The organism is Stenotrophomonas terrae (genome assembly GCF_001431465.1).
GTDB classification, from domain to species: domain Bacteria; phylum Pseudomonadota; class Gammaproteobacteria; order Xanthomonadales; family Xanthomonadaceae; genus Stenotrophomonas; species Stenotrophomonas terrae.
The window spans coordinates 68,289-93,835 of record NZ_LDJJ01000041.1 but is presented as its reverse complement, the minus strand read 5'-3'; the positions used below and the strand labels follow the sequence as shown (position 1 = coordinate 93,835).

Sequence of the window (25,547 nt, the reverse complement as noted above, 5' to 3'; positions counted from 1 at the left end):
TTTGTCTCGTCGTCCTATATTATCAGTGGTGATATTACATAATTTGTGTTGTTTGTAGTATAAGGCAACCACAGGCACATACACACTGCATATCGTCGTCAGCGTCAGATTTGTATAAGAGACTGCTGTGGTTGTGTGCTTAGCTGCGCTTCTGGCTTGTCTCCCTCCCTTGCGCAACGCGTAGGGGAGGGTTGGGGAGGGGTGCTTTGGCTTTGGCTCTGGCCTTGGCTTTTGCACTTGCTCTCCACTCAGATTTTCGCCATGACTCGCCGCTGATCCTTCTGTTTGGATGATTCAGGCAAGGGCAAAAGACAACAGCAAACGCACCCCTCCCCAACCCTCCCCTTGCCTTCGGCAAAGGGAGGAAGCAGTGCATGCAGCACTCCAGATTCCAGCAACAGAAAAGGCCGCTTGCGCGGCCTTTTGTGCAGAGACTCACTGGCGCTCAATGCGCCAGCAGCGCCTTCGCATCCTGGCCGGCATTCACGTGCACATACAGCACGTCGATGCCATGCGCTTCCAGCACGGCGGCCATCTGCCGCTGGCGCATCATGTACTGCTCGTAGACGCGCTGCAGGCGGTCGCAGTCGTTTTTGTCCTGGGCGTAGTGCGCGCACCAGCCGGCCGGATCAAACAAGGCCATGCGCACTTCGCCGCCGACATAACGCAGCAGCGGCTCGGGGGAGATGTCCAGCCACTGTTCTTCGTTGGGCGCGAACATCGCCGTTTCCAGCAGCGGCCACAGATCGGCCAGGCCCTGGTTGTCGTATTGCATGGCCATCATCGCGGCCAGATCGTTGACGGTGAAATAGCGCGCATGTTCGATCTGTGCGGCAAAGCTGTTCTGGGCCAGCAGCGCGGTGTCAGGCTGCGCCATGCCGTTGGCCAGCAGCACCTCTTCCAGCGCGTCGCGGACGGCGCTGCGCACGCCGGGCTCACCGCCGGCCAGCACGAACGGCAGCAGCCGCAGTGCGCCGCCACTCAGGGCCGGATCGGCCTGCAGCGGCAACGGGATCTCGCCATTGGCATCGGCGCCGAACGCCAGCAGGCGTGCGCCGTGGTTGCGCCCGGGCGCACGCATCTGCAGTTCTTCCAGGCGGCGATGAATGGGCAGGCCGGGACGCAGGACTTCGGCCGGGTCGAAATGCGCGGCAGCGAAAACCAGGTCCAGTTCGCTGACCTGCGGCACCAGCTTGGTCAGATCGCGGCCGATCAGCGCCACCAGTTCACCGGCGGCCTCCGAGCCCAGGGCTGCCTTGCCGGGCTGCTCGCCGCCAGCCAGTTCCAATGCCACTACGCCCAGGGCGTTCACGTCAGGGTTTGAATTGCTCATGATTCGCGGTTGGCCCATCACGGCCTCGAAGCTACACTCAACACCATTATGCCTGCTATCGCAGACAGGCCACGTCGCATACTCATTCCCATGTCAGGTACCCGCATGCCCAGCGCTCGTCCAGTCGCCATCCTCGGTGGCGTCCGCATCCCGTTCTGCCGCCAGAACACTGCTTATTCGGATGTCGGCAATCTTGGCATGTCAGTCCGTACGCTTGGCGCGCTTGTTGAACGGTTCGGCCTGCACGGCCAGCAGTTGGGCGAAGTGGCGATGGGCGCGGTGATCAAGCACCCCAGCGACTGGAACCTGGGCCGCGAGGCCGCGCTGTCGTCCGGGCTGTCGCCGCTGACCCCGGGCATCACCCTGCAACGTGCCTGTGGTACCTCGCTGGACAGCATCATCACCGTGGCCAACAAGATCGCCCTGGGCCAGATCGAGTCCGGTATCGGCGGCGGCTCGGATACCACCTCGGACGTGCCGATCGTCTATGGCAAGAAGCTGCGCGCGCGCCTGCTGGCCGCCAACCGCGCCAAGAGCACCGGCGACAAGATCCGCACCCTGCTCAAGGGCTTCAAGTTCTCTGAGCTCAAGCCCGAGTTCCCCGGCGTGGCCGAGCCGCGCACCGGCAAGAGCATGGGCGACCACTGCGAGGACATGGCCAAGGAGTGGAACATCTCGCGCGACTCGCAGGACGAGTGGGCGGTGTCCTCGCACAAGAAGCTGGCTGCTGCTTACGAGCGCGGCTTCTTCAGCGATCTGATCGCGCCGTTCCGTGGCGTCGAGCGTGACAACATCCTGCGCCCGGACACCTCGCTGGAAAAGCTGGCCACCTTGAAGCCGGCCTTCGACAAGAGTTCCGGCCGTGGCACCTTGACCGCCGCCAACTCCACCCCGCTGACCGACGGTGCCGCCGCGGTGCTGCTGGCCAGCGAGGAATGGGCGCGCGCCCACGGCCACGAGCCGCTGGCCTATCTGCGCGATTCGCAGGTGGCGGCGGTGGACTTCGTGCATGGCGAAGGCCTGCTGATGGCACCGACCATCGCCGTGCCGGAGATGCTCAAGCGCAACGGCCTGACCCTGCAGGATTTCGACATCTACGAAATCCACGAAGCCTTTGCCGCGCAGGTGCTGTGCACGCTGCGCGCCTGGGAGAGCGAGGAGTACTGCCGCAACCGTCTGGGCCTGGATGCCGCGCTGGGCCGCATCGATCCGGACAAGATCAACCCGCTGGGTTCGTCGCTGGCCACCGGCCACCCGTTCGCAGCGACCGGCGCCCGCATCATCGGCACCGTCGCCAAGGAACTGGCCGCCCGCGGCGGTGGCCGCGCGCTGGTGTCGATCTGCACCGCCGGCGGCATGGGCGTGGTTGCCATCGTCGAGCGCTGATGTAGTCCTGTAGTGCCGAGCCATGCTCGGCAGAGGCCTTACCGGTAATGCCCCTTGCCGACCATGGGTCGGCACTACGGTGCTCTTGCCGAGGATGGCTGGGCCCTCCTATTGTCTGTTCACCAAAGGATGGGGACAGGGCATGAAGCGCATCGCGATTGGTTTGGCTGTGCTGTTGTCAGGATGGGCGGCGCCCGCCGCTGCGATGACCTTCATGAAGGTGGAGCACGTCTGCCCGATTGGCGGTGAGCGCTTCAGCGCGCAGGAAATGGGGTCGGGCACGGCGTTCGGGCATTTCCTCGACGGCCGCCTGCATGGCGCCATCCAATCGCCGTGGCCGCTGGTGTCCTGCCCGGGCAATGGCTTTGTGATCTACAAGGACGACTTCAGCGCCGAGGAGCTCAAGCGCCTGGGCGCAGTGGTGGCAAGCGATCACTACCAACACATGCGCGGCACCGAGACCAGCTACTGGCTGCTGGCGCACTTGTTTGAAGCCATTGACGCGCCGGCCCGCGACCGCGCCGGTGTGCTGCAGAGCGCAACCTGGCAGGCCTCGCCTGCGCAATACCCGCGCTACGTGCAGGCTGCGGCGGCGGCTGTTGCTCAGCAGTGCCCGGATGCGCGCGCTGCGGCCGAGCGCGATGCGCCCTGGTTGTATTGCCAGATGCTGCTGGGCGAATGGGAGCGCAGGCTGTCGCAGTTCGACGCCGCCCGCGCTCGCTTTGAGCGCCTGCAGCCGCTGCCGGAGCAGTTGGTGGTCGGGCCGGACAGTGAATCTACCCGCCGGCAGTACGCCGCCGAAATTGCACAGCAGCTGCAGCTTATCGCCGCCAACAATGCGATGAGCGCCATGGCGGTGGATGCCAATGCGCCGCTGCAAAACAAGGCTGCGGAGGGGTCGCCTGCGCGGGTTGATGAGCTGCCGGTGTCCGCCGCGCATGCAGCCGCGCAAGCCGCCGCAGACGCTGCTGTGGATGCAGCCGACGCTGCCGCAGCGGCAGCAGATGCGGTCAATGCGGCGGAAATGGCCGTCGACGCGGAGGCCAGTGACACAGCCCGTGAGGTCGCGCCGGAACAGCGCCGACGCTGAGCGCTGCCGGTGCAGGGCGGCGCGACGGAATACACCCTGCGGGTATTCCGCCGGAAGAGCTGGCTGTCGCATACTTCGCTGCCACGCCGTCGGCGTAGGCGCGGGTCGCTCGGGAGGCGGCCCGCCGCGCACTCACAGGGGATGCAATCGATGGACGAGTTCAACCCATATGCAGCGCCGGAGGCGGTGCCGCCGCCGCTGACCAACAGCGGGTCTGCCGAGGCCACCTGCTGGCGTGATGGTGATCAGCTGCTGGCATTGCCGCATAGCGATCTGCCACGTTACTGCGTCAAGTGTGGGCGGCCAGCGCTGGAATACCGCAAGCGCAGTTTCTACTGGCACTCGCCCTGGTTGTACCTGCTCATCCTGCTGCACTTCCTGGTCTATCTGATTGCGGCATTGGCGGTGCGCAAGCAGGCCGTGCATCACGTCGGGCTGTGTTCCGAACACCGCAAGCGGCGGCTGAATTTCATCATGATGGCCTGGTCATCGCTGGTGCCCTTGTTCGGCTGCTTCCTGTTCGACAGCGGCGCGGTGATCGGCCTGGGCATTCTGGCGTTTCTGGTGATGCTGCTATGGGGCTTGATAGGAATGCAGATACTCAAGCCGAAGAAGATCGATGTGGAGCTGGCGGTGTATCGCGGGGTATCCACGGCGTTTCTGGCGCGTCTGCCGCGCTATCCGTACCGCCGCGACTAACTGACGGCAGCGATCACGCCGGCCCGCAATGCGTGTCGGCGTGGATCGGTCAGTCTTCGCTGGGCGGCTGTGAATGGTCCAGCAGGAACTGGCTGATGGCCTGGCGCAGCGGCAAATCGTCGGTGCCACGCGCAATTGCATCCGCCTGCAGGGCATGGTCGTGGGCTGCCTGCGCTGCATCGAGATTGGCGTAGCGTTCGGCCAGTGCAAGATGGATGGAAGCGCTGTATTCGTCGGCACCGGCCGCCACCGCCAGTGGCAGGGCGCGTTGGTATAGCGCGATGGCGGCCTGGTCATCGGCGGTGAAGTCAGCCAGGGTTTCCCAGAGGAAAGGATGGTCGCGTCCTTCGCTGGCGACTGCTTCACAGTAGTTGCGGAGCTCATCGTACAAAGCCCAGCTGGAACGGTTGTCGCCGGCCTGCCCTGCATTGACGATTTCCGCAGCCAGGTCAGCTACGCGTTCGTGGATATCCGGGGGTATTTTCATCGTGTCGGTTGGCAATGCGGGGGGCTGGATTCTTGAGACTCAACCGGGCAAACGCGGATAGCCATGGGCGTCGCGTTCCTCGGCCACGGCCTGGTCCTGGATCTGCTGGTGCAGGTTGCGGCGTTGGATCGGCTGCACCGGCTGGCCGCGGCGTTCGCGCAGCGCATTGAGCAGGCACTCGCTGGCCAATGCAGGCTCCTGCTGCGCGGCAAAGCCTTCGCCCAAAGCTTCCCAGGCCTCGGCACCAGCACCTTGGGCGATGGCGCGATGCAGGAACTCCTCGGCCTGCGCCCATTGGCCCTGGCCGCTGGCCAGACGGGCGAGCGCCAGCAGCAGGGCGGGGCTGGAGGGATGCGCCTGCAGCCAGCGCTGTGCACTGGCGCGGCGTGAATCCAGCTTGTCCACCGGCAGCTGCGCGTACAGCGTGACCAGGGTTTCGTCCCAATGACTGTCCAGGGTCTGCTCGATGCTGCGCAGGGCCACGTCGGCCCAGTTCAGGGCGACCGCGCGCTGTGCATAACGTGCAACCGCGACGGGGCTGACCCGCAGCGATTTGGGCAGCACTTCCCAGCGTGCCGCCAGCGCGTTGACGTCGCCGGCTTCGTCGAGCATCTGCAGGGCCAGCTGGGTTTCCAGCTCGGCCACGGCGCTGGCCGGCAGCACCTGTTGCTGGCGCAGCGCGCCCAGCTGGCCGTAGGCCTCTTCGGCGCGACCGGCACGTTGCAGCGCCTCGGTGCGCAGCAGCAGGCCGCGCGGCGGCAGCGGTTGCAGGGCGGGCAGGTCCAGCGCGTTGATCGCTTCCAATGGTTTGTCCAGCTGCAGCCAGCGCTCGGCGCTGTGCAGGGCATGCAGGTGCGGGTCGGCGTCTGCCAGTTGCTGCAGGTGCTGACCGGCGCTGCTGTTGTCTTCGCGTGCTTCGGCCGCACGCATGGCCGCGACCAGCGCGATCGGGCGTACGGTCTTGTCGCTGGCCGCGCTCTGCAGCAGTTTTTCGGCGCGCTGCCATTGGCCGTTGTCCAGCGCCTGCAGACCATCGATCAGGCGTGCCCGGCCCTGCTTGCGGCGGTGCCTGGCCCAGGCCCGGAACGGGGTGCTGAGCAGGGTCCACAGCAACCACAGCAGCAGGGCGGCAATCAGCACCGCCAAGGCCGCCTGCGGCAGGGTGGCGATGTAGTCGTGGTCACCGGCGCGGACAATCACCTCGCCCAGCGCACGGACCGATTCCTGGCCCAGCCACTGCGCGCCAAAAATGCCGATGGCCGCAACCAGCAGTACCAGCAACAGGGATTGGAAAGCCTTCATGGTGCGTCCTCGGCGGCGCGCATGCTGCGCAGCTGCTGCAGGGTGCTGCCCAGCTCGGGCAGGTTGGGGCGCAGTTCGACGCTGCGCAGCTGCTGCAGTTCGGCGCGCCGTTGCTGGCGCTGCGGCGAGTCCGGCCACAGCCGTTGCAACCAGCCATCGCAGCGGTCCAATGCCTGCTGCCAGGCCTTGTCATCGCCGCGTTCCAGCGCCGCACGGGCCAGGCTCAGTTCGATCTGCAATGAATCATTGGCGGCGATGCGCTCGGAGCGGGCGATCAGCACTTTGCCGTCGGCCGGGCGGATCTGCACCAGCGGCGACAGCAGCTGCTGCCACCACGGCTGGGCGGCATCGGCCGGCGCCTGCAGGTGCTCGGGCAGATGCTCGAGCTGGCCGGCCCATTGTTCAAGCTCGGCCGCAGTGCGGGCACGGACGCCGGGGCCCAGGGCGTCCAGGGCGTTGCGTTCCTGGATCAGGGCCTGGCGCAGGTTGAGGTAGTCGGGGCTGTCGATGCTGTCCAGGGCGCTGGCGGCCAAGCCGTACAGGCGGCGTGCGCCGTCCAGGTCACCGGCGAAAACCAGCCGCTGCTGGGCCTGGTTGAGCAGCAGTTCGGCTTCTTCGCGGTGCACGGCCTGCGCGCCCTGGCGTGAACTGTCGGCCAGCTGTGCCAGGTTCTGTTCCAGCAGCGCACTGCGCTGGCCCAGGCCCAGAACTTCATCACGCAGCACCCGGTTGGTGGCGGCGGCGTCCTGGATGCTGCGCGCGTTGGCGCGTTGATCGCGGCGCAGTGCTTCCAGCCCTTGCTGCATCGCCGCCAGCTGCTGGATGGCGCTGTCGCGGGCCAGGTTGGCCTGCTGCTGGCGGGTCTGCCAGCTATGCCAGCCAAACCAGCCCGCCGCACCCAGCGCGGCAATCGCGATCAGTGGCAGCAGCCAGCGCAGTGGGCGGCGTGGTGGAGCGGGGGCGACATCATTCATCGGGGGGCAACATCCTTGGCGGGCATGGCCACGACACAAGGGTGACCACGCAATTGGTGCTGGCAAAGCATCGCCCGCGCGCTGCAGCCCTGCAAGTCGCCTTTAGTTGCGCACTCAGCCGGCGGCCGGGAACAGCGCGGCGTGGGCGGCGCTGGCCAGCTGCCCGGGCAAGGGCCCCGCGGCAAGGTGCAGCTGGCTGAAACCGAGTTCGGCGGCCAGCTCGGCCAGCCGTTCACTGGCAGCGACCACCGGTGCCTGCTGCCACTGTTCCAGCAATGCCGGCGGCAGATACGGCAGTACGGTCTGCAGTGCTTCGCCGCTGCTCAGTGCCAGCACATAGGGCGGCGGCAGGGCCAGCAGGCGGGCAATGGTGGCCTTGCTGACCGGCAGTGGCAGCCGCTCGTAGACATCGATGCGCTGCAGGGTGGCGCCACGTGCGCTGATCTGTGCGGCAATCACGCCGCGGCCACCGGGGGCGGTGACCAGCGCTACCCGCAGGCCGCGCAGCTGCTGCATGGCCGGCAGCGCCAGCAGACCTTCACTGTCCATCCGGCTGGGGGCATGCACCTTGGCGACGCCATGCCGGCGCAATACGCGCGCGGTGCCCTCACCGACGGCCACCACGCTGCCTGCACGCAGCTCGCCCAAGGGCAGCAAGCGCGCTGCTGCCTCCGCCGCAGCCGGGCTGGTGAACACCACGCGATCACAGTCGCGGGCGCTGGCCATCTGTGCGCGGCTTGCCTCATCGGTACGCATCTGCAGCCGCCACGGTGACAACGCCACCGTACGTGCACCCAAACGCGCTGCCGCGCTGCGCAGGGTGTCGTGTTGCCCTTGCGGACGCATCGAGATGAGATGCCAGACCGTGTCGGCTGGCACATAGGCGGGGCGGTTCATTCCATGCATTATGCGGGCGCTTTCCGTTTTTCGTTGTCTTCCATGTCCGAACATATTGATGAATCCGTGTTGCTGGCAGAACTCCAGCGCACGCTTGCGGCAATGCCGCCGGTTGCGGCGATGGGTATCCGCATCGCCAGCTATGACAATGGTGTGCTGCGCATGCAGGCGCCGTTGGATGCCAACGTCAACGACAAGGGCAATGCCTTTGGCGGCAGCCTGGCGTCGGTGATGACCTTGTCCGGCTGGGCACTGGTCAGCATGCGCCTGGCCTTGGCCGGCAAGCAGGCCGAGGTGTACGTGGCCGACAGCAATATCCGCTACCGCGCGCCGGTCTATGGCGATCTGCTGGCAACCGCCCGGCTGGCGCCGGAGCAGGACTGGGACGACTTCCTGACCCTGTTCGGCAAGCGCGGCCGGGCGCGGATAACCGTGCGGGCGGCGATCGAAGGCGGCGCGGCCGAGTTCGAAGGGCGCTTCGTGGCGCTGAGCAAGGGCTAAGATCAGCCATCACCGAGGGGGCCGCATGTACCGACAACTGTTGAAGTCCATTGCTGTTGCGCTGTTGCTGGTGGCCAACGTGGCCCATGCCGATGGGCCGAGCCGGGCCCAGCGCAGCAAGCTGGTGCCTACCCAGGATGCCTATGTGGCGGCCGTGCGCTGGGGCGATTTCGACAAGGCTGAAGGCTTCATCGACCCCCAATACCTGCAGCAGCACCCGCTGAGCGACCTGCAGCGTGAGCGTTACCGGCAGATCCAGGTGTCCAGCTACCGCGAGCGTTCGGCCGGCGTGGGCGCCGATGGCAGCATCGAGCGGCGGGTGGAAATGGGCGTCATCAACCGTAATACTCAGGCCGAGCGGCTGGTCATGGTGAACGAGCGCTGGCGCTGGGATGCGGAGACCAAACGCTGGTGGCAGGCGGCCGGTTTGCCGGATCTGTGGCAGGGCCAATGAGCCATTGGCTGGGCTTTCACCGGCTGTGCGACAATCCCTGCCCGCTTATCGACCCGTGACCTGAGTGAATTACGAAGAGTTGCTGGCCTTCGCCGGCCGAAATCCGATGCTGTCGCTGGCCCTGGTCGGCCTGACGGTGGCCATCATTGCCACCGAGATCGCGCGCTTGTTCCGTGGCTATAAATCGCTCAAGCCGTCCGAATTGACCCATATGATCAATGCCGGTGGTGCGACCGTGATCGATCTGTCGGCCGCTGCCGACTTCGAGAAGGGCCATATTGCCGGTAGCCGCAATGTGCAGCCGGCGCAGTTGACCCCCGCGCACAAGCTGCTGGCCAATGCCAAGCAGAGCCCGGTGGTGCTGCTTTGCCGTACCGGCAATGCCTCGGCAACGGCGGCCAAAGCCCTGAAAAAAGCCGGTTACGAGCAGGTTTATGTGCTCGATGGTGGCCTGCCGGCATGGCAGGCGGCGGACCTGCTGCTGGTCAAGGGCCGCAACTGAGTCAGCAAATTTTCAGCTAGGGCTTGTGTCGGCGGGCAATCGCCCCCATCGCTGGTCTTGTACTAATCCCATTCAATGAACAATCTGTTCTGGAGTCTTGAGCAATGTCCGAAGAGAACACCAACGGCGTAGTCCCGGCCGACGAATCCGCCACCGGCCCGGCTTTCACCATCGAGAAGATCTACGTCAAGGACGTTTCTTTCGAGTCACCGAACTCCCCGACGATCTTCAACGAGAACGTGCAGCCGGACCTGCAGCTGAACCTGAACCAGAAGGTGCAGCGCCTGTCCGACACCGCTTTTGAAGTGGTGCTGGGCGTGACCCTGACCTGCAAGGCCGGCGACAAGACCGCCTATGTGGCCGAAGTGGAGCAGGCTGGCGTGTTCGGCCTGATCGGCCTGGAGCCGCAGGCAATCGACGTGCTGCTCGGCACCCAGTGCCCGAACATCCTGTTCCCGTACGTGCGTTCGATGGTGTCGGACCTGATCCAGGCTGGCGGCTTCCCGCCGTTCTACCTGCAGCCGATCAACTTTGAAGGCCTGTACGCCGAAACCCTGCGTCAGCGTCAGCAGCAGGGCGAGCCGTCGCTGGCCGACTCCGAGCCGGCTGGCAACGCCTGATCGGCGTCTGCGTTCAAGCATGAGTACGAACGACGCGAAAAAGATCGCCGTTCTCGGCGCGGGCTCCTGGGGCACCGCGCTGGCCACGCTATTGGCCCGGCACGGTCATACGACCGTGCTGTGGGGGCGTGATGCAGCGGTAATCGAAGCGATTGATCAGCGTCATGAGAATCCCCGGTATCTGCCGGGGATTCCCTTGCCCGAATCCCTGCGTGCCAGCACCGACCTGGCTGCCACCGTTGCCGGTGCAGACTGGATCCTGGTGGTGGTGCCGTCACATGCCTTTGCCGAGACCGTGCGCGCGCTGGCGCCGTTGCGGCCGGCTGCTGCGGGCGTGGCCTGGGCGACCAAGGGCTTCGAGCCCGGCTCGGGGCGTTTCCTGCATGAGGTAGCGCGCGAAGTGCTGGGCCCGGACGTGCCGTTGGCCGTCGTCACCGGTCCGTCCTTCGCCAAGGAAGTCACCCTGGGCCTGCCCACCGCCATCACCGTGCACGGCGATGACGAGGCGTTCTCCCAGCAGGTGGCCGACGCCATGCACGGCCCGGCATTCCGCGCCTATACCGGTGACGACATGGTCGGTGCCGAGTTGGGCGGGGCAATGAAGAACGTGCTGGCGGTGGCGACTGGCGTGGCCGATGGCATGCAGCTGGGCTTGAACGCCCGTGCCGGCCTGATCACCCGCGGCCTCAACGAGATGTTGCGGTTGGCCGCTGCCATTGGTGGCAAGCCTGAGACCCTGATGGGCCTGGCGGGCCTTGGCGATCTGGTGCTGACCAGCACCGGCGATCTGTCGCGCAACCGTCGCCTGGGTCTGGCGCTTGGCCGCGGCCAGAGCCTGTCCGATGCGGTGAAGGAAATCGGCCAGGTGGTGGAATCGGTGCAGACCGCCGATGAAGTCATGCGCCAGGCGGATCGTCACGGCATCGACCTGCCGATCTCCAAGGCGGTGCAGTCGGTACTGCACGGCGAGTTGAGCCCCTCCGAAGGCCTGCAGCAGTTGCTGGCCCGCGAGCAGAAGCCGGAATACCCGGACACGCTGTTCAAGTAAGGATGCGCAAAGAATGAAGAAAAGCCCGGCAATGCCGGGCTTTTTTTTGCGCTCTTCTTTTCGTGCAGCGCGGATGCGCGGGCTCTCTGGCCTTTTGGCTCTTTGTGGGAGCGGCGTAAACCGCGAAGCTAACTTTGCTGAAACCCTTGGCAACCTATGCGATCTGATGAGGCATCGGCTTCGCGGCTTACGCCGCTCCTACAAAGAATTTCGCCGCTGTGGGGTTGTTGGTGACGCTCCTGCCGAGCATGGCTCGGCACTACATGAGCCAGGGACGTAGCCCGGGTAAGCGCATCGCACCCGGGAGGTGTTGGCTCTCTGGCTCTTTGTAGGAGCGGCGTAAGCCGCGAAGCCGGTGCACCATCAGCTGTGGTGGCTGCCGATCGCATCAGCAACGTCAGCTTCGCGGCTTACGCCGCTCCTACACAGAAATCTTGCGGCTGTGGGGGTTGTTGGTGAAGCCTCTGCCGAGCATGGCTCGGCACTACAGCAGGCGGTGCCGAGCGCACAAAAAAAGAAGCCCGGTCGGGGGAGGACCGGGCTTCCAGCGGCGCGTGGGAGAGAGGTCACGCGCCTTACAACACCACTACTTGTTGCTTGCAGCTTTGTCGCTTACCAGGTGAAGCGCGGGCCGACGAACCATTCCTTGTCGCCAGCCTTGGCCAGCTTCACTTCGCCGGTCAGGCCCCAGTTCGGGGTGAACTTGGCGGTGGCGCCAACGCGGCCGTAGAACTCGCCGTCCGGGTCGTAGCCGCGCTTCTTGCTGTAGTTCTCGTAACCAGCCAGGGCATAGCCTTCGAAGTTCTGGGTGAAGGCGGTGCGCACGCCGACTTCAGCGCTGTAGCCACTGAACTTCGGGCCGTACTCGAGATCCAGCTTCTGGTAGGCCGCACGAGCCAGCAGGTCGGTGTTCGGGGCCACGGTGTAGTTGTAGCCAACACCCAGGCGCCACTGGTCCACGTCAACCTTGCTCTTGTCGGTTTCCTGAGCGTTGTACTCACCGAACACATGGAAGTTCGGGTGTACCGCGACCGAGCCCTTCACTGCCCAACCATCGGCGTCTCCGCCCTTGGCATCGGTATTCACGTAGCCGCCTTCAACATAGTTGTAGGACAGGCCATCGGCAGCCGAAGCGGCGAACGGGAGGGCGGCCAGCAGGCCCAAAGCGATCAAAGAAGTCTTCATTTCGGCATTACCTCGTTATTGGTCTTGATCGATGCGGCCTGAATCTGTGGCCGTTCGATAGTTGTGAATTATCCGTTAGCCGACGGAATCCACCCTGAATACCAAACTGAGCAGTACATAAATTAAGGTGAAGAACAGGGAACTTTGTCCGGCTGTTCTGGTAGCGGTGGGAGAACGTGGCTGCTTCTTCTGGAACCGCTGAATGCGGTCACTGGCGCGGAAGACAGCGCCGGTCCCTTTCGATGGGTGCGCGGGGCAGGACAGCCCACCAGCTGCCCGGGCGCTGCGTCGGCCGCCTGAGCGAAGTCTGCAGTGCTGGCCTTCTTCTGCCACTGATCGATCAATTGCTGGATCACACCAGCTGGCGGGGGAGAAGAAGGGCGATGCTTTCCAGCAACGGCATGTGCTCGCACCGGCGCTGATTTTCCCGCTGCAACTCGCCGATGCCTGCCTGGCCTGTTTGTTCGACGTTGTACTTGGCCAGCTTTTGCTTCCGGCAGACCTGAGCAACGTTCAGGCCTTGCTCTCGGATCGTCTGTGCCACTTGCAGATTGAAGTCGCCATCACCTGCAAGAGGGAAAGCATGCATCAACTTGCGCGTTTGATGCGAGCGGACGGCTTATGCGCGCTGCACGCTTCTAGTATGCGGCACATCCCGGTTGCCAGGCCTCAGGTCTTGATGGCAAACACGCGCCAGCGTCGGTTCTCCGTATCGCGGTGGAACGAAGCATGGGTGACAGAAATCATTTACATACGCGTCTGGGAGCGCGCGCTGTATCTGGCCGTGGTCCTGGGTTCTTTCCCACGCAAGTTGTTGGCTGTTCTTTCAGGCCGACGACCCATCGGAAATTCTTCCGGAGAATTCCGTACGCAATCGAAGTTCACGCAACGCCTAGATCCATTCCGACGAAGCTCGCAACACTCGCGATGTGGAAGCGATGCATGGCGGCGTTGCTGCAAGGGAAACGACTTTGCGCCAAGCATCAACAGGTACGGAAACTGCTGGAATAACGCGGTCGTTGAGCCCTTCTTAGGCTGTTTGAACAAGGAGCGGATCGACAGACATATCTACACCGGTCGAACAGTGGCGAGCTCGCACCTATACGGCTACATCAATCGATTTCAGAAATCACATGCGGCCACAGACTTGGCGGTGTCAGTCCGTACAAGTTCCAGGCAAGGCATTGGCAGCGCCGGTCAGGCTTCCACTAAAAGCGAAGAACTCCACACACCATCAAAGCGATTGCAATTGCATCGGCCAGTGCTTGCCGATTTTGCATATTGTTTTGCCGGATTCGTAGATCCGTCCGAACGCACGATGAATAAAAAGGCCGCGACCCTCACGATCAAAACACATCGGCTTTGCGACTTTCATCACGCCGGCGTTCTTGTCCAAGCGGGGGAGGCAGAAGGACGCGGAATTTCATGATGGGGACTTCGGGCACGGCCCGTTAGCAGCGGTTTCGTATCCCCATGTTGGGTTGCAACGCCTTTTCGAATTTCAACGATGTATCCGCTCCCTCCGGGAGCGATGACAGGGGCTAACAACATGTGGCAGAAGACGACGTCGCGCGTCAGCGCGGGCGGTGAATGCGTGCAGCTGAAAAAGAACGCACGCGGCACACGCATCAGCCGATGGCTGGTAGCCTGCCTGTCGTTTCTGCTGTCGGCTGCGCTGCCATCGGTGGCTTGGGCCGCGGCCTACGCCACCGGCGGCAGCAGCCCATACCGCAACACGGTGCTGTGGCTGACCTGGGGTGGCGGCTCGCAACTGGGCACGCACGGGGTGACGCTGAACAACGGCGATTCCTCGTCGATATCCATGCCGGTCGCATCCGGGATCAGCCTCAACGTCAGCTGCACCCTGGCCAACATTGCTGGCGGTGGTCTGCTGCAAAGCTACCGTCCAGGCGATTTCAGTGGCGACAGCCTGGATGACCTGTACAACGTTGGTGGCACCGGTGGCAGCAATCAGCTGATTGCGGGCATCTCCCGCAACCTTGGCAACTCCACTTTTGAAATCAATTGCGTCTCCACGCTGGGCGGTGCCCCCTACCGCCTGCGCGGCGTGGTGATGGCCGATGCCGAGTCGATCAACAACAGCGGCGAGTTCGTTGAAGCCAGTGCACGCGGCACCTGGAACGTGGTGGAGATGCGCAAGAATGTCGGCGCCGGTCCCTACGACGTGACCAAGTCCAGCAGCGGCAGCAACAGCGTGATCCGCTTCGGGCCGGGCAACGACAACAACACCGCAGCGGTCACTTTCCTCAATTTCGACAATGCCGCGCACGCGCCGGGCAACCTTGCGGTAAACATGGCTTTCTCGATGCGTGGCGGCGGCACTACCGCCATCGCCATTGGCCTGCTGGTGCCGTACGCCGACTTCGGCGATGCGCCGCTGAGCTATGGCGACGCCATGCACGTGGTGGACGACCTGCAGTTCCGTCCTGATGGGGTGGCGGTCAACAACACCGCCACCAACATCAACACTGCGATCTACACGCCGGGCGGGTTGGCGCCGCCGCAGACCGATTTCCTCGGCAGCATGGGCCCGGATACCGAGCAGAAGAGCAGCTATAGTGCCGATGCCAAGGGCGATGACAATTTCCCCGCGGGCAACCCCAACGAAGAAAACGCGTGGCTGGCCGGTTACCGGCTGACCGTGATGCAGGCCGGTACCCAGATCATTCAGCCGGTTGTGTGCGTGGGCAGCGGCAGCGTGGCCGGCTGGATCGACTTCAACCGCAGCGGCGCATTCGATCCGGGCGAGCGCAGCAGCGTCGCCGCCTGCAGTGGTGGCGTGGCCACCCTGAGCTGGACCGTGCCCGCGCAGGTAAGCGCGGGCACCAGTTACGTGCGTCTGCGCTACGCAACCGATGCAGCGCAGATCCAGCAGCCGGCCGGTGTGGCCGACGACGGTGAAGTGGAAGACCATCTGATCACCATCACCGCACCCGCGCTGAAGGTGGTGAAGAGCAACAATGCTGCCGCTGGCATCTGGAATTACGGTCAGACCGGCACCCAGTACACCTTGACGGTGAGCAACACCAGCGACGTGCCGACCGGCAATCCGCCGAACATACCTGCCGGTGTGATCACCGTGCGCGACCAGTTGCCCACCGGCATCGTGGCGAACTGGACGGGGACACACAGCAGCGGAAGCTGGAGCTGTACGGCCGGCGGTCAAAACGTGACCTGCACCAGCAGCCAGGTGCTGACGGCGAGCGGGACTGCCGGCGACAGTTCCAGCTTCAGCCTGCCAGTGACGGTAACGGCCGCCGCGACCGGCCTGCTGCGCAACCACGCCAGCGTTGGTGGTGGCTACGATCCATTCAACGGCGGCAATACGCCCGCCCCGGGCGAAGGCTGCAACGACGCCAACCACTGCACCCGCAGTGACGTGACCGTACCGGCGACACGGGTGAGTTATGCAAAGCGTGCCAACACCGCCGGCCCGGTCGCGGTGGGCGCCACGGTGAGCTACACGCTGGATGCGATCGTGGCCGATGGCAACAGCCGCGGCGTGCTGACCCTGACCGACACTCTCGGCACCGGCCTGGACTTCGCCAACGTGACCAGTGCCGGCGTGTTCACCTGCAATGCGGCCAATCCGCTGCTGTGCACACTGCCGGCCGGCACCGCGCCCGGCACCTACAGCGTCACTTACTCCGCCAGCGTCAATGCGCAGGCAAGCGGCCAGCTGGTCAATACGGTTGTTGGCACCGGCCCTGACAATCCCACCTGCAGTGCCAACTGCAGCACCACCACGCCGGTGGCGCTGCCACGCATCTCGGTGTCCAAGGCCAGTGCTACGGCCGGTCCGGTCGCGGTGGGCGACAGCGTGGCCTACACGGTGAGCGTGGTCGTGGCCGATGCCCGCACCACTGCTGTGACCACGCTGACCGATACCCTTGGCAGCGGCCTGGATTTCGGCAGTGTGAGCAACGCCGGCGGCTTCAGCTGTGTGCCGGGCAATCCGCTGGTGTGCACCTTGCCGGCCGGCAGCGCGCCCAATACCTATCTGTTCTCCTACACCGGTATCGTCAACGCACAGGCCAGCGGCCAGGTGCGCAACACCGTGGTGCCCAGCGGCCCGGACAATCCGTCCTGCGCGGGTAGCTGCGATACCACCACACCGCTGGCCAGCCCACTGGTGAGCTATGCAAAGCAGGCCTCCAGCGGCGGACCAGTGCGTGTCGGCGACAGCCTCGGCTATACGCTAAGCGTGACCATCGCGCGTTCGCGCAGCACCGGTGTGGTCACCCTGACCGATACGCTTGGCAGCGGCCTGGACTTCAGCAGCGTCACCAGCGCGGGCATCTTCACCTGCAATGCCGCCAACCCGCTGGTATGCACCTTGCCCGCAGGCACGGCGCCGGGCACCTACAGCCTGAGCTACACCGCCATGGTCAATGCGCAGGCCAGTGGCAGCGTGCGCAACGCTGTGCTCGGTACCGGCCCCGATACACCTTCGTGCACCATCAACTGCGATACCACCACGCCGGTGGCAACGCCGGGCGTGAGCTATGCCAAGTCGGTGAACAGCAGCGGGCCGGTGTCGGTTGGCGACAGCCTGACCTATACCTTGACCACGGTGGTGAGCAACTCGCGTACCAACGACGTGGTGACCCTGACCGACACGCTGGGCAACGGCCTGGATTTCGGTGCGGTGACGAGCACAGGTGCCTTTACCTGCGCTGCCGGCACCCCGCTGGTATGCACCTTGCCGGCGGGCACCACGCCGGGCAGCTACAGTCTGTCGTACACCGCTGTGGTCAACGCGCAGGCGACGGGCCAGGTGACCAACGCGGTGCTGGGTACGGGCGGCGACAACCCGAGTTGCACCATCAACTGCGACACCACCACGCCGGTTGCTGGCAGCCAGATCGACTATCGCAAGGACGCGGCGGCCACCGCTGCGGTCAAGGTCGGCGACAGCATCGCCTACAGCCTGACCGCCGTGGTCAGTCGCTCGCGCACCACTGCGGTGTTCACCCTGACCGATACGATGGGGCCGGGCCTGGATTTCGCTTCTGTCACCGCCACCACCGGCTTCAGCTGCAATGCCGCCAATCCCCTGGTGTGTACGCTGCCGGCCGCCACCGCGCCTGGAACCTACACGGTCAATTACATCGCCACGGTCAATGCGCAGGCCAGGGACAGCGTCAGCAACGCCGTGCTTGGCAGCGGCCCCGGTACCAGAGTCTGCACGACCAACTGCACCACCACGACGCCGGTGCTGGCGGCGACGGTCACTTACCGCAAGAGCTCCAGCACCGCCTCGCCGGTCAACATGGGCGAAGCGGTGGACTACAGCGTCGAGGTGGTGGTCGCCAACTCACAGACCACCGATGTGCTTACCCTGACCGATACCCTGGGTGCGGGCCTGGACCTGCAGTCGGTGACCCAGCCGGGCGCCTTCAGCTGCAACGCCAGCAACCCGCTGGTATGCACGCTGCCGGCGGGGACCGCACCAGGTACCTATGCACTGAGCTACCGCGCACAGGTCAACGCGCAGGCCGTTGGCAGCGTGCGCAACGCGGTACTGGGCAGTGGTGGCGACACCCCAAGCTGCAGCGGAACCTGCAGCACCGAGCACACCCTGGCCGAGCCGCGGGTAGTGCTGGAGAAGCTGTCCGGCCCGGCCAGTGGCACCGAGGTCCGTCCAGGTGACCGCCTGCGCTACACCTTGCGGGCCACGGTAGAGCGCGCCTCGCTGCGGCGGCCGCTGCAGCTGGTGGATACGCCCGACGCCGGCCTCAGCGTGGATGCGCTGCCGACAGATTGCGTGCAGCAGGGGACCGACATCGTATGCACCCTGCCGACCGGCACCCCGGTGGGCCAGCATGAGTTCGTCTATCAGGCCATCGTCAACCAGGAGGCGCGCACGCAGGTGTTCAACCGCCTGCGCGGGCGGTATCCGGATGGTTCGCCGCCACCGGAATGCGGCACCTGTGAAACGCAGCACAAGGTGATTTCCGATTTCGCACTGCGCATCACCAAGACCGCCAGTCCGCGCCTGGTCAAGGTGGGCGATCTGGTGCGCTACCAGCTGGCGGTCGAGAACGTGGGCAGCAGCAACTGGCGCGACGGTGTGGTGGTCGATACACCGCCGGCGGGTTTCAGCTACGTCGACGGTTCGATGCGGGTGGCCGACGATGATGGCGCGTTCGCGCTGGCCAGCAGCCAGACGCCGCTGCGCATCGGGGCGGTGGATATCGCGGTGGGGCGTACGGCCACCATCAGCTACCTGTTGCGGGTCGGCGCTGGCGTGCGCGCCGGTACTTTCATCAACCAGGCTGTGGCCACCGCCGATGACGGCAGCCCACTGTCGAACGTGGCCACCGCTGAAGTACGGATGGATGCCGATCCGCTGCTGGACGACAGCCTGGTGTTCGGCACCGTGTTTGATGACCACGATGGCGACGGCTGGCAGGACAGCGCCGAGCTGACCGGCGTGCGTGTGCAGGGTGGCTTCGCGCCTTCTGCCTACGTGCCCGGTTCGACCACGCTGGATCGTGGCGATGGTCCGCAGCCGCTGGCGGATGCCAGTGCGCCGTTGCTGCATGGCGTCCAGGTGGGCGTGGTGCACGGCCTGGGCTCCACATCGGACAACGTGGAGAACCATCAGGTGGTGATCCGCCAGCGCCTGCGCGAGTTGGCTTTCACCGATGATTTCGTGCTGGAAAGCGCGCAGGGGCATCGCCTGCAGCTGGATGCGCAGGGTGCTTCCAGCATGCAGCTGGGGGGCGAGGCGGCCAAGGGTTTGAGCGCCGCCGAGCCGTCGGTGCATCGCGAGATCGCACGTATTGCCGAGGGCTACGAAGTGGCCTACGTGATCGGCAACCAGGGCATCCAGGAGCAGGGCATTCCAGGCGTACGGCTGGCGACCGTGGAAGGTTTGCTGATCGAAACCGATCCGTTCGGCCGCTACCACCTGGCCGACGTGCACGGTGGTGATGCGCGACTGGGCCGAAATTTCATCGTCAAGCTGGATCCGGCCACGGTGCCGGCTGGCTCCGAGCTGACCACCGAAAACCCCTTGCTGCGTCGTGTCACCCAGGGCGTGCCTACCCGCTTCAGTTTTGGTGTGCGCTTGCCGCCGTCGCCGCAGGCCGCCGCCGAACGCGCGGAACTTACCCTGGGCGAAGTGTTGTTCGCCCCGGGCAGCAGCGTGCTGCGCGCGAACTACCGCCCGGTGCTGGCGGAAATGGCCAAGGTGGTGGATCGCTACCAGGGCGGTGACGTGGTGATTGCTGCCAATGGTGAAAGCCAGGCGTTGGCCTTTGCCCGTGCGGTCGCCGTGCGTGATGCCTTGCAGGCTGAAGTGGCCGAGGCTGCGCGCGCCCGGCTGACCGTGCAGTTGCGGACCAACGTGCTCGATCCGCACTCGCTGGTTGCCGGTGTCGATGCCGGTGGCGCGCTGCTCGGCAACGTGCTGTTCGAGACCGACAAGGCGGTGATCGACGAAGCATTCAAGCCATTGCTTGCCGCCATTGCCGCACGTCTGGAACAGATGGGCGGTGGCCAGGTCAGCCTGGTTGGGCACACCGATGTGCGCGGCAGCCATGCCTACAACCAGGCGTTGGGCCTGCGCCGAGCCAATGCGGTGTTTGAAGCCCTGCGTGTGCAGCTGAGTCCTGCCGTGCAGCAACGGCTGCGCGTGCGCAGCGAGGAGACTGCCGCCACCCGCGCGGCGGCCCGCCTACAGGAGGCACGTCGATGAGCGCCCGTCATTCTGCCGCCCGTCGCTCGACCCGCCTGCAGCGCGCAGCCCTGTACCACGCCTTGCTGCTGAGCCTGGCGGTCACCGCGCAGGCTGCGCCGCCGCAGGCCGACACTACGCCGATCGACTGCGATGGCAGCCAGTGCAGTGCCGAAGGCGAACTGCTGTTCACCCTGCGCTCGCGCAGCTTCGATGAACCGGTGAGCGAGGGCACCTCGGCGCGCTCCTCATCGCAGGCGCTGCGCCCCGATCGTCGTGTCAGCATTGCATTGGATGAGCCTGGCAAGGCCACCGTCAGCGGCGAGTTCATGATCCGCTTGCCGGAGGGCGGCGCGATCTGGGCCACCGAAGACCCGGCGATGGGCCAGCCCGAGCTGTCGATCTCCGCGCCCGGGCTGGTGGCCTTCGATCAGGGCCGCATCGTGCGTCCTGTCGAGTTCTTCGTGCGCGGCAACTACACCGCGTTCATCCAGCGCCTGGAAGTGAGCATCTATCGCGGCAGTGACAGTGATCGGGTGGCCCCGTTGGCAACCTTCGCGCTGCCGGTGGCGGCGGTCGGGCGGGGCAGTTGGGACGGCACGCTGCCGGCATCCACGCCGTTGCGCCGCGGCGACCGTCTGGTCTATGTGCTGCGCGCCTACGATGTCGAAGGCAACGTGGATGAGACCTCGGCGCAGTCGATGCAATTGGTGACGCCGGCGGAAGTAGAGCGCGGCAACCAGCAGTTGCGTGACGCGCTGGAAGACCGCCGTGGCAGCGCCGTGGATGCCAACCAGGCAGCGTCGCTGTCGCTGCTGGAGCAGGTGTTCGACAGCAATGGCCTGCGCCAACAGAACATCCCGGTGTACGGCTCGCGGGTGCGCCTGCGTGGTCGCGACCTGCCACTGGGTGCGGCGCTGAAGATCAACGGTGAAAGCTACCCGCTGGACCAGGACCGCAAGTTTGCCGCCGAGTACCTGATGCCGATCGGCCACCATCTGTTCGATGTGCGGGTGGAGCGTCCCGATGCGCCGCCGATCGAACGCAGGTTGGCGGTGGATGTCAGTGGCCGCTATCTGTTTGGCGTCGGCCTGGCCGACATCACCGTGTACCAGAACAAGGCCAGCGGCGCCGGTAGCGATATCGCCCGCGGCGAACGCGATGACGCGGTGCTCAGCGATGGCCGCCTGGCGTTCTACCTGAAAGCCAAGAGCCGTGGCCGCTACCTGCTGACCGCTCAGGCCGATACCCAGAACCAGCCGTTGGACGCGTTGTTCAGCGGCTTCACCACCGCCGACCCGCGGGATCTGTTCCGCAGCCTCGACCCTGACCTGTATTACCCGACCTATGGCGACGATTCACTGACCCAGCGCGACGTCGACAGCATGGGGCGTTTCTACCTGCGCATGGACTGGGACAAGAACCAGGCGTTGTGGGGCAACTACAACACCGGCCTGAGTGGTACCGAGTACGCGCAGTACGTGCGTTCGCTGTACGGTGCGGCGCTGTCATGGCGTTCGCGCGGGGCCAACGCCTGGGGCGATGCCCGGACCGAGCTGCGCCTGTTCGGCTCGCAGGCGGAGACTGCACCGGGCCACAGCGAGTTCATCGGCACCGGCGGCAGCCTGTATTACCTGCGCCATGCCAGCATCCTGCGCGGCTCCGACCAGGTGGTGCTGGAGATCCGCGACCGTACCACCGGCCGCGTCGAGCAACGCGTGCCGCTGGTGCGCGGCGCCGACTACGAGATCGATGCACTGCAGGGCCGTATCCTGCTGACCCGGCCGCTGGCCCAGGTCAGCCGCGAGAACCTGCGCCGGATCAGCCGTGACGTGCCGCTGGACGGCTACGAGCAGCGCCTGATCGTCGATTACGAATGGGTGCCGACCGGCTTCGACAGCGACGACATCACTGCTGGCGCGCGCGGCAAACACTGGTTTGGCGACCATGTGGCCGTGGGTGCCACCTACGTGGATGAGCAGCGCGCTGGCCAGGACTATTCGCTGCGCGGTGCCGACCTGACCCTGCAGGCCGGGCGCGGCACCTACCTGAAGGTCGAGCACAGCCGCAGCGAAGCGACCAGTGCGCCGGTGTTCTTCTCCGACAATGGCGGGCTCAGCTTCAGCCGGCTCAATCCGGATGGTCCGCGCGAAGGCGATGCCACGGCGGTGGAAGCGCGGATCAACCTGCGCGAGCTGGGTTGGACCCAGCGCGACTGGAGTGCCGGTGCGTGGTGGCGGCAGGTCCAGGGCGGCTATTCGGTGGGTCGCTTCGATACCGGCCAGCGCGTGCGCGAGCAGGGTGCGGAACTGCTGGGCTACGTCACCGACGACTTCAGCCTGTATGCGCGCTACAGCGAGGCACGCCGTGGCAAAGAGTCCCTGACCCAGGCGCAGGCCACGGCGGAATGGCGGATCGGCGACAACGACCGGCTATCGGCTGAACTGCGCCGTGTGCAGGAAGACCGGGGCATCGGCAGTGCTGCCGGTGTGCTGGCGGCGGCGCGCTACACCCATCGCATCGGCACGGCGCTGGATGTCTATGGCGGTGGCCAGTTGACCGTCGACGACGACCACGGCCGCTATGCCGACAACGATGCCGTGGTAGCCGGCGGTACCTACACCTTCGCCAATCTGTCCACGCTCGGCGGCGAAGTCAGCGATGGCGATCGTGGCAGCGCCGCACAGATCAATGCCGAGTACAAACTGACGCCGCAGCACAGCTTCTACGGCGCGTTCACCCAGTCCACCGACCGCAGCGAGTACGACCCGCTGTTCAGCCCCAACGCGCAGGATGGCTGGACCCTGGGTCAGCGCTGGCGGCTGTCCGACCAGGTCAACGTGTTCAATGAAAGCCAGTTCCTGAAATCCGGCCAGGAGTCCGGCCTGGCAAATACCTTCGGCATGGATTTCTATCCGGCGCTGGGCTGGAACGCGGGCTTCACCCTCAGCGATGGCAAGCTGGATGCGAGCAGCGGCCGGGTCGATCGCAAGGCGATCAGCCTGTCCGGTGGCCGCACCTCACCGGGCACCGAATGGCAGAGCAAGCTGGAGTGGCGACGCGATACCGGCGCCGAGCGGCGCACGCAGTGGGTGAGCACCAATCGCCTCAGCCATCGCCTCAATGATAGCTGGCGCATCGCCGCGCGCTTCAACTACGCCGATACCGACGATGCAATCAATCCGGTTGCCGGTGCGCGTTTCATCGAAGGCAACCTCGGTTTCGCTTACCGGCCGTGGCACAACGATCGTTGGGCGCTGTTCGGTCGCTACAGCTATCTGTACGACTTGTCGACGCTGGGGCAGGTCAACGGCGTGGACTACGACCAGCGCACCCAGGTGCTGTCATTGGACGGCGTCTACCGTATCGATCAGCGCTGGGAAGTGGCCGCCAAGCTGGCGCGTCGCGAAGGCGAGGTGCGTTACGGGCGCGGTACCGGCCCGTGGTTCGACTCGGCGACCAACTTCGCCGCCGCGCAGCTGCGCTATGACCTGTTCTACCAGTGGCACGGGCTGCTGGAGTACCGCCTGCTGGACGTGCGCGACGGCGGCCGCCGGCAGGGTTGGTTGACCGGCATCGACCGCGATATCGGCCGCAATTTCCGGGTCGGCATTGGCTACAAATTCACCGACTTCAGTGATGACCTCACCAAGTTCGATTACGAGCACCGCGGCTGGTACCTGAACCTTGTGGGGAGGTACTGATGCTGAGGGCGATGGCAACGGGTCGGGGTGAACCCGTTGCGCCGAAACCCTTGTTTTTCACCTCTCGCGTCTGCAGTGGCACAGGCGTGCCCGCTCTCGCCGTGCAGTCAATCGCGCGTCACTGGCCGCGATTGGCGGCGCGGTTCGGGCGGATCTAGCGCGTCAGCGCCGCTGTGAATGTCCACAAGTACTCAGCAACTTTTTCAACCTCAATGCAGCCAAAGCCAAACACCAACCCGGGCGCTGCAGCGGGCGCCTGCGCGAGTTCTGCAATGCTGGCGATACCGGGCAGATGACGCCTGGCGGCAGCCAGCACCTGCTGGCTGTCGACACCTTCGTGCACCTGCGCGGCGAGGTGCAGGCCGGCTTCCGAATGCAATGGAAACAACCAGGCAGACAACGGTCCTTGCAAGGCCGCGAGTATCAGCGACCTGCGCCGTGCATATTCCCGCTGCATGCGGCGGACATGGCGGGCAAGATCACCTTCGTTGATGAAGGCTGCCAAGGCAGTCTGCACAACATCACTGCCGTGTGGATCGGTCGCATGTTTTGCCGTCACCAGTGCCTCGCGTGCCCAGCCCGGGGCGATGATGTAACCCAGGCGCAGTGACGGAAACATGCTTTTGGAGAACGTGCCGACGTAGAACACGCGGCCCTGCACATCCAGCGTCTTCAACGCATCCAGAGGACGCGCGCCATAGCGGAATTCACCGTCATAGTCGTCCTCGATGATCAGTGCGTTGCTGCGCTGTGCATGGTCCAGAAGTGCGCCGCGCCGTGACGGTGAGAGCGCCACGCCACATGGCGATTGATGGGATGGCGTCACACAGACAATGCCGGCATCCGCTGGAATCTGCTCGACGCACAGGCCTTGCGCATCCACCGGCACGTGCAGCAACGCCGCGCCTGCGGCGGCAAAGGCGTTCGCGGTAGCGGGATAGCCCGGCCACTCAACGGCAACCTTGCTTGCTCCCCCCTCGACCAGCACCTGCGCCAGCAGCGCGAAGGCCTGCGTCGCGCCCGAGGTCACAATCACGTCATCGGGGCTGCATGAAATCGCGCGTGCAAATGACACATGCCGGGCGATGGCCTGGCGTAACTCGGGCATGCCCTGGCTGGCCGGATAGCAGAAGGGTCTGCGTGCCCATTGGCGAATGCTTCGCTGCATCAGCTGGCGCCAGCGCGGATGCGGGAAATAGCGCGCATCGGGCATGCCGGTCCGGAAGCTGTCCTGTGCTGCCGCGATGGCACCGTGATCCGCGAGCTGGCCACGCCAGCGCGTTGGCAGTCGCGAGGCGGCCAACGCGGTGTCGACGAGGCCCGGCTCCTGCGCGGGTGGAGCGCGGCGCAACGCAGCCACTTCAGGGCAGGCTCCCACCCGTCCGACAAGATAGCCTTCGGCTATCAGCCGTTCGTAGACCGAAATGATCGTATTGCGGCCTATCCCCAGGCCAAGCGCCGCCTTGCGCGTGGAGGGCAGGCGCATTCCGGCATGCAGGCGACCACTGACGATGGCATCGCGCAGCTGCGACTGCAGTGCCTGGCCAATGCCCGTGGATGCGCCAGGCAGGTGAATAGGAACGGGGAAAACTGGTTCCCTCATATTGCCAGTTTCTGATTCCATCAAGGGTCCAGTATCTCGCCACACTGGCTGCTACCG

19 protein-coding genes are annotated in these 25,547 nt (G+C 65.2%); 10 read left to right on the top strand and 9 right to left on the bottom strand.

Features of this window, described 5'->3' with window-relative positions:
• Positions 1-445: 445 nt before the first annotated feature.
• Positions 446-1,333, bottom strand: a complete 888-nt coding sequence (locus ABB27_RS12930) for a hypothetical protein (RefSeq protein WP_057629208.1) — start codon at positions 1,331-1,333, stop codon at positions 446-448.
• Positions 1,334-1,423: 90 nt separating this feature from the next.
• Here ABB27_RS12930 and ABB27_RS12925 point away from each other — a divergent pair, with 90 nt between their 5' ends.
• From ABB27_RS12925 to ABB27_RS12915, 3 genes are all read left to right on the top strand, one after another.
• Positions 1,424-2,719 (top strand): acetyl-CoA C-acetyltransferase, encoded by a 1,296-nt coding sequence (locus ABB27_RS12925; protein WP_152984566.1) that lies wholly within the window; start codon positions 1,424-1,426, stop codon positions 2,717-2,719.
• 142 nt (positions 2,720-2,861) lie between these two features.
• Complete coding sequence (locus ABB27_RS12920; RefSeq protein ID WP_057629196.1) at positions 2,862-3,809, top strand: hypothetical protein; 948 nt, start codon at positions 2,862-2,864, stop codon at positions 3,807-3,809.
• Positions 3,810-3,959: 150 nt separating this feature from the next.
• Positions 3,960-4,508 (top strand): hypothetical protein, encoded by a 549-nt coding sequence (locus ABB27_RS12915; protein ID WP_057629195.1) that lies wholly within the window; start codon positions 3,960-3,962, stop codon positions 4,506-4,508.
• 49 nt (positions 4,509-4,557) lie between these two features.
• On the opposite strand, the gene ABB27_RS12910 is transcribed toward ABB27_RS12915, so the two are convergent.
• From ABB27_RS12910 to ABB27_RS12895, 4 genes are all read right to left on the bottom strand, one after another.
• Complete coding sequence (locus ABB27_RS12910; protein WP_057629194.1) at positions 4,558-4,995, bottom strand: hypothetical protein; 438 nt, start codon at positions 4,993-4,995, stop codon at positions 4,558-4,560.
• A gap of 39 nt (positions 4,996-5,034) precedes the next feature.
• Positions 5,035-6,297 (bottom strand): heme biosynthesis protein HemY, encoded by a 1,263-nt coding sequence (locus tag ABB27_RS12905; RefSeq protein WP_057629193.1) that lies wholly within the window; start codon positions 6,295-6,297, stop codon positions 5,035-5,037.
• Positions 6,294-7,271, bottom strand: coding sequence for a uroporphyrinogen-III C-methyltransferase (locus ABB27_RS12900; protein ID WP_057629192.1), 978 nt, complete (start codon positions 7,269-7,271; stop codon positions 6,294-6,296). The genes ABB27_RS12905 and ABB27_RS12900 overlap by 4 nt, the downstream gene beginning before the upstream one ends.
• A gap of 114 nt (positions 7,272-7,385) precedes the next feature.
• Positions 7,386-8,168, bottom strand: a complete 783-nt coding sequence (locus ABB27_RS12895; protein ID WP_083491300.1) for a uroporphyrinogen-III synthase — start codon at positions 8,166-8,168, stop codon at positions 7,386-7,388.
• Between the two features lie 42 nt (positions 8,169-8,210).
• Here ABB27_RS12895 and ABB27_RS12890 point away from each other — a divergent pair, with 42 nt between their 5' ends.
• The 5 genes from ABB27_RS12890 to ABB27_RS12870 all read left to right on the top strand — a co-directional run bounded on the left by ABB27_RS12890 (position 8,211) and on the right by ABB27_RS12870 (position 11,293).
• Positions 8,211-8,669: a YiiD C-terminal domain-containing protein gene (locus ABB27_RS12890; protein ID WP_057629190.1), complete on the top strand. Its 459-nt coding sequence runs from the start codon at positions 8,211-8,213 to the stop codon at positions 8,667-8,669.
• 25 nt (positions 8,670-8,694) lie between these two features.
• Positions 8,695-9,123 (top strand): hypothetical protein, encoded by a 429-nt coding sequence (locus ABB27_RS12885; RefSeq protein ID WP_057629189.1) that lies wholly within the window; start codon positions 8,695-8,697, stop codon positions 9,121-9,123.
• A gap of 64 nt (positions 9,124-9,187) precedes the next feature.
• Complete coding sequence (locus tag ABB27_RS12880) at positions 9,188-9,625, top strand: rhodanese-like domain-containing protein (protein ID WP_057629188.1); 438 nt, start codon at positions 9,188-9,190, stop codon at positions 9,623-9,625.
• Between the two features lie 104 nt (positions 9,626-9,729).
• Positions 9,730-10,245 (top strand): protein-export chaperone SecB, encoded by a 516-nt coding sequence (secB, locus tag ABB27_RS12875; protein ID WP_057629187.1) that lies wholly within the window; start codon positions 9,730-9,732, stop codon positions 10,243-10,245.
• 19 nt (positions 10,246-10,264) lie between these two features.
• Complete coding sequence (locus ABB27_RS12870) at positions 10,265-11,293, top strand: NAD(P)H-dependent glycerol-3-phosphate dehydrogenase (protein WP_057629186.1); 1,029 nt, start codon at positions 10,265-10,267, stop codon at positions 11,291-11,293.
• Between the two features lie 612 nt (positions 11,294-11,905).
• Here ABB27_RS12870 and ABB27_RS12865 read toward each other — a convergent pair.
• From ABB27_RS12865 to ABB27_RS19975, 3 genes are all read right to left on the bottom strand, one after another.
• Positions 11,906-12,478 (bottom strand): OmpO family porin, encoded by a 573-nt coding sequence (locus ABB27_RS12865; protein WP_057629185.1) that lies wholly within the window; start codon positions 12,476-12,478, stop codon positions 11,906-11,908.
• Between the two features lie 352 nt (positions 12,479-12,830).
• The gene (locus tag ABB27_RS12860) at positions 12,831-13,067 is read right to left on the bottom strand and encodes a hypothetical protein (protein WP_057629184.1); all 237 of its coding nucleotides are present in this window, start codon (positions 13,065-13,067) and stop codon (positions 12,831-12,833) included.
• A gap of 645 nt (positions 13,068-13,712) precedes the next feature.
• On the bottom strand, positions 13,713-13,874 hold the full coding sequence (locus tag ABB27_RS19975) for a hypothetical protein (RefSeq protein ID WP_161809651.1): 162 nt from the start codon (positions 13,872-13,874) through the stop codon (positions 13,713-13,715).
• 153 nt (positions 13,875-14,027) lie between these two features.
• Here ABB27_RS19975 and ABB27_RS12855 point away from each other — a divergent pair, with 153 nt between their 5' ends.
• Complete coding sequence (locus ABB27_RS12855; RefSeq protein ID WP_244479231.1) at positions 14,028-20,204, top strand: CshA/CshB family fibrillar adhesin-related protein; 6,177 nt, start codon at positions 14,028-14,030, stop codon at positions 20,202-20,204.
• Positions 20,201-23,887, top strand: coding sequence for a TonB-dependent receptor (locus ABB27_RS12850; RefSeq protein ID WP_057629183.1), 3,687 nt, complete (start codon positions 20,201-20,203; stop codon positions 23,885-23,887). The genes ABB27_RS12855 and ABB27_RS12850 overlap by 4 nt, the downstream gene beginning before the upstream one ends.
• Before the next feature lie 154 nt (positions 23,888-24,041).
• Here ABB27_RS12850 and pdxR read toward each other — a convergent pair whose 3' ends face one another.
• Positions 24,042-25,490, bottom strand: a complete 1,449-nt coding sequence (gene pdxR / locus ABB27_RS12845) for a MocR-like pyridoxine biosynthesis transcription factor PdxR (protein WP_057629182.1) — start codon at positions 25,488-25,490, stop codon at positions 24,042-24,044.
• Between the last annotated feature and the right edge of the window lie 57 nt (positions 25,491-25,547).

Excerpts from the sequence above, each read along its gene's own strand:
- ABB27_RS12930 (WP_057629208.1), bottom strand. The coding sequence starts at position 1,333 with ATGAGCAATTCAAACCCTGACGTGAACGCCCTGGGCGTAGTGGCATTG.
- ABB27_RS12925 (WP_152984566.1), top strand. The coding sequence starts at position 1,424 with ATGTCAGGTACCCGCATGCCCAGCGCTCGTCCAGTCGCCATCCTCGGT.
- ABB27_RS12920 (WP_057629196.1), top strand. The coding sequence starts at position 2,862 with ATGAAGCGCATCGCGATTGGTTTGGCTGTGCTGTTGTCAGGATGGGCG.
- ABB27_RS12915 (WP_057629195.1), top strand. The coding sequence starts at position 3,960 with ATGGACGAGTTCAACCCATATGCAGCGCCGGAGGCGGTGCCGCCGCCG.
- ABB27_RS12910 (WP_057629194.1), bottom strand. The coding sequence starts at position 4,995 with ATGAAAATACCCCCGGATATCCACGAACGCGTAGCTGACCTGGCTGCG.
- ABB27_RS12905 (WP_057629193.1), bottom strand. The coding sequence starts at position 6,297 with ATGAAGGCTTTCCAATCCCTGTTGCTGGTACTGCTGGTTGCGGCCATC.
- ABB27_RS12900 (WP_057629192.1), bottom strand. The coding sequence starts at position 7,271 with ATGAATGATGTCGCCCCCGCTCCACCACGCCGCCCACTGCGCTGGCTG.
- ABB27_RS12895 (WP_083491300.1), bottom strand. The coding sequence starts at position 8,168 with ATGAACCGCCCCGCCTATGTGCCAGCCGACACGGTCTGGCATCTCATC.
- ABB27_RS12890 (WP_057629190.1), top strand. The coding sequence starts at position 8,211 with ATGTCCGAACATATTGATGAATCCGTGTTGCTGGCAGAACTCCAGCGC.
- ABB27_RS12885 (WP_057629189.1), top strand. The coding sequence starts at position 8,695 with ATGTACCGACAACTGTTGAAGTCCATTGCTGTTGCGCTGTTGCTGGTG.
- secB (WP_057629187.1), top strand. The coding sequence starts at position 9,730 with ATGTCCGAAGAGAACACCAACGGCGTAGTCCCGGCCGACGAATCCGCC.
- ABB27_RS12870 (WP_057629186.1), top strand. The coding sequence starts at position 10,265 with ATGAGTACGAACGACGCGAAAAAGATCGCCGTTCTCGGCGCGGGCTCC.
- ABB27_RS12865 (WP_057629185.1), bottom strand. The coding sequence starts at position 12,478 with ATGAAGACTTCTTTGATCGCTTTGGGCCTGCTGGCCGCCCTCCCGTTC.
- ABB27_RS12860 (WP_057629184.1), bottom strand. The coding sequence starts at position 13,067 with ATGCATGCTTTCCCTCTTGCAGGTGATGGCGACTTCAATCTGCAAGTG.
- ABB27_RS12855 (WP_244479231.1), top strand. The coding sequence starts at position 14,028 with ATGTGGCAGAAGACGACGTCGCGCGTCAGCGCGGGCGGTGAATGCGTG.
- ABB27_RS12850 (WP_057629183.1), top strand. The coding sequence starts at position 20,201 with ATGAGCGCCCGTCATTCTGCCGCCCGTCGCTCGACCCGCCTGCAGCGC.
- pdxR (WP_057629182.1), bottom strand. The coding sequence starts at position 25,490 with ATGAGGGAACCAGTTTTCCCCGTTCCTATTCACCTGCCTGGCGCATCC.